General features: G+C 36.5%; 2 protein-coding genes. Both read left to right on the top strand.

Annotation, left to right across the window (positions count from 1 at the left end):
* Positions 1-703 precede the first annotated feature (703 nt).
* Positions 704-970 carry a hypothetical protein gene (locus FJR37_RS14800; protein ID WP_039203151.1) on the top strand — a complete coding sequence of 89 codons (267 nt, stop codon included), beginning with the start codon at positions 704-706 and terminating at the stop codon, positions 968-970.
* A gap of 205 nt (positions 971-1,175) precedes the next feature.
* Positions 1,176-2,501 carry a glutamate-5-semialdehyde dehydrogenase gene (locus tag FJR37_RS14805; RefSeq protein WP_174763430.1) on the top strand — a complete coding sequence of 442 codons (1,326 nt, stop codon included), beginning with the start codon at positions 1,176-1,178 and terminating at the stop codon, positions 2,499-2,501.
* Positions 2,502-2,586: the final 85 nt, after the last annotated feature.

The following is a 2,586-nucleotide window of genomic DNA, read 5'->3' on the forward strand; positions in this document are numbered from 1 at the left end:
TTTTTCAACTGCCATTTTTTTAATTCCTTTTTGTTAGTTTTATGACTATCGGTTAAGCACTCCGACCGACACCTCAACAAATTATCATCGAATCTTCATGATGTAAAGAAAAAATAGATAAATAAATGTAAAGTTTCTGAGATCTGAAATTTACTATAAAATAATATACATAGCCATTAAATATAGCAGGACTTAATAGAGTTTTGACAAAGATAAATTTATACTCTCCTTAGAAAGAGAAAGATGCCTCCACTGTTTTCAAACCCCTGATTTTTCATTAGTACACGCAGGTGAGATTGGCTTATGTAGTAGTGATTTGCATTTGTTTTTTTTCACACGTACGTAATAATAATTTAATTTATCAGCAATCATTAATTTATACTCATGTTCTAAAGTTAACGATTAAAAATTACCTTTAAATTTTAAAAGCATATCGAATACTGGATATGCTTAGTTAATAAATAGAACCTAAATTGTGTAATTTACCGTAAATCGTATCACCCGATAGAGTTTTCAACATCAAGTGTTATTACTCCTTAGTAGGTAAATAAGGAAGTATCTTGGGAAAAGTTAACTTGCCAAAACTGCTTTCCTGTTCCCTTGTATCAAGTAAATCAAATTCCTATTTCCTATAGATAAATTAAAATTTTCTTTCCTATGGGTAAATTATAATGGGCTGTGAATTTTATTTTTTTCAGAAATTATGTCTACAGAAGGGACTCCCGTTAATATTCCACAGACAGCTTTAGCCGCTTTGGTGGATGTTTTTGTGCAGCAAGGCCATCCACATCAATATGCTGAAGCGATGGCGACTTCAATCATTTTTCAGACTGATTTAGATTTACGGAATGCTCAGATTGCCAATCTCTTAGGCTGGCTGAAACAGGAGCATAATGATATCTATCCCTCAGCCTTAGATGTAGTTGGAAAAACTTCCGAAGAATTTGAACGTCGAGTTCAAGAAGGTTAAGTGTCTAGACTCGATTTAGTGAATTTCAAAAAATAGGGTCAAAAATTAGCTGTTTCAGCTAATTTTTTCCTCAAAGGTTTCCCACTAAGGAACGCAAATTTAATAACCTGCAATTCTGATGTAACCTGGAATGGTGCGTTACGCTGTCGCTAACACACCCTACTTTTGCACCTTATTTAATTCACATTCCTTACCAGGTATTCTTATGACTAATTTCAAAATTATTTCTCCTCTATCTGCGATGCCTACTGCCAGCGAAGCTATCGCTCAACAAACCCGTCAAGCTGCTAGTAAGCTGGCAGTTCTCTCCTCTGAGTCCAAAAATCAAGCTATTGAAGCGATCGCACAAGCTTTAGAATTGGCCAAGGATGATATTTTGCAAGCAAATCTGGCTGATTGTCAAGCAGCGACAGCGGCAGGAATCGCCAAACCCCTTTATAAACGGTTACTTTTGGATGAACATAAATTAAGGGATGCGATCGCTGGTGTGCGAGATGTTGGTAAACTAGATGATCCTATTGGTAAAGTTCAAATTCATCGGGAAATTGATACTGGTTTAATTCTCAAACGTATCACCTGTCCTTTAGGCGTTTTAGGCATCATTTTTGAAGCCCGTCCCGAAGCCGCAATTCAAATAGTTTCCTTAGCAATTAAATCCGGTAATGGTGTAATTCTCAAAGGTGGTAAAGAAGCATTACGTTCTTGCGAAGCGATAATTAAAGCCATTAAACAAGGATTATCTCACACAGCAGTTAATCCTGATGCGGTGCAATTGTTAACCACGAGAGAAGAAATATTAGAACTTTTGCAATTAGATAAATATGTAGATTTAATTATTCCTAGAGGTTCTAATGCTTTTGTGAAATTTGTCCAAGATAATACCCGGATTCCCGTATTAGGTCATGCTGATGGCATTTGTCATCTTTATGTAGATCAAGCCGCTGATATTGCCAAAGCTATTAGTATTACTGTAGATTCTAAAATTCAATATCCCGCTGCTTGTAATGCCATTGAAACTTTGCTAGTTCATAGTAGCATTGCTGCCGAATTTCTCCCCCAAGTTGCCACAGCTTTACAAGCACAAAATGTAGAATTAAAAGGTGATGAACGTACTATACAAATTTTATCTGATATTGCCCCAGCCACAGAAATAGACTGGCAAACAGAATACAGCGATTTAATTTTAGCCATTAAAATTGTTGATTCTTTAAATGAAGCAATATCCCATATTGAAAATTATGGTTCTCGGCACACAGAAGCAATCATTACTGAAGATATTACAGCCGCAGAAACATTTCAAGGCTTAGTCAATGCAGCGGGAGTTTATCATAATTGTTCTACCCGATTTGCTGATGGTTTCCGTTATGGATTTGGTGCAGAAGTGGGAATTAGTACCCAACAAATGCCCCCGCGCGGACCAGTTGGTTTAGAAGGTTTGATTACATATAAATATCAAATGTCTGGTAATGGACATATTGTGAAAACCTACACAGGTGCAAACGCAAAATCATTTAGTCACCGTGATTTGTAATCATATCATTAATCTAGTTCCCAGTCTCTGACTGGGAATGGGAATGCTGAATTGCGGCTCTGCCGCTAGTAGTTCGTCAAATTTA

Origin of the sequence: Aphanizomenon sp. UHCC 0183, assembly GCF_009712065.1 — a bacterium.
Taxonomy (GTDB): Bacteria; Cyanobacteriota; Cyanobacteriia; order Cyanobacteriales; family Nostocaceae; genus Dolichospermum; species Dolichospermum heterosporum.

Bases quoted from the DNA above. Each gene is read 5' to 3' on its own strand.
- FJR37_RS14800 (WP_039203151.1), top strand. From the start codon at position 704: ATGTCTACAGAAGGGACTCCCGTTAATATTCCACAGACAGCTTTAGCC.
- FJR37_RS14805 (WP_174763430.1), top strand. From the start codon at position 1,176: ATGACTAATTTCAAAATTATTTCTCCTCTATCTGCGATGCCTACTGCC.